The sequence below is a fragment of the Nonomuraea composti genome (assembly GCF_012034275.1).
Lineage (GTDB): Bacteria > Actinomycetota > Actinomycetes > Streptosporangiales > Streptosporangiaceae > Nonomuraea > Nonomuraea composti.
Genome location: NZ_JAATEP010000163.1, coordinates 1 through 583 on the forward strand (window position 1 = coordinate 1; position 583 = coordinate 583).

The window sequence follows — 583 nt, forward strand, 5'->3', positions numbered from 1 at the left end:
CGTCATGCCCAGGTCGTCGATCCCGGCGGAGGCGTCCGTCATGACGGCCTCCGTCGTCAACGGCATGATCTCCGACACCGCTCCCACGAACGTCGTCTTGCCCACCCCGAACCCTCCAGCCACCACGATCTTCGTCGAGGTGAGGCCGGGGCTAGAGCCTGCGAAGTCCACTGAGCACCCTTTCGAGCAGATTGACGTCCGGCCTGCCGGCGTCCAGCTGCGGCTGATGCACGCGGACCAGACCTTCGGCGGCCATGTCAGCGATCAGCACGCGGACCACGCCGAGCGGGATCCGCAGCAGGGCCGACACCTCTGCCACGGACCGGACCTGCCGGCACAGTTGACTGATCGCCTGGTACTCCGGCGTGATGTGGGAGAACTCCCGCTGCTCGGCGGTCGCCGAGGACACCAGGGCCTCCATCGCCAGCTTGACCCGCGGCGCCGTCCGTCCACCTGTCACCGCGTACGGGCGGACGGGCGAAGCGGGGTCGGGAGTCAGCTGCGACTGGGGCTGTGGCTGAGGCGGAGGGGCCCAACCGCCGCTGTTCCATCTCGGGTCTGTCACGTACATCACCTGGTCTGG

2 protein-coding genes are annotated in these 583 nt (G+C 68.6%); both read right to left on the reverse strand.

Features of this window, described 5'->3' with window-relative positions; translation table 11 throughout:
- Positions 1 to 171: ATP/GTP-binding protein (locus HCN51_RS57800; protein ID WP_346434196.1), on the reverse strand; the 171-nt coding region annotated here is incomplete at its 3' end.
- Complete coding sequence (locus HCN51_RS57805) at positions 152 to 571, reverse strand: DUF742 domain-containing protein (RefSeq protein WP_080042357.1); 420 nt, start codon at positions 569 to 571, stop codon at positions 152 to 154. The genes HCN51_RS57800 and HCN51_RS57805, both read right to left, overlap by 20 nt.
- Between the last annotated feature and the right edge of the window lie 12 nt (positions 572 to 583).

Excerpts from the sequence above, each read along its gene's own strand:
- HCN51_RS57805 (WP_080042357.1), bottom strand. The coding sequence starts at position 571 with ATGTACGTGACAGACCCGAGATGGAACAGCGGCGGTTGGGCCCCTCCG.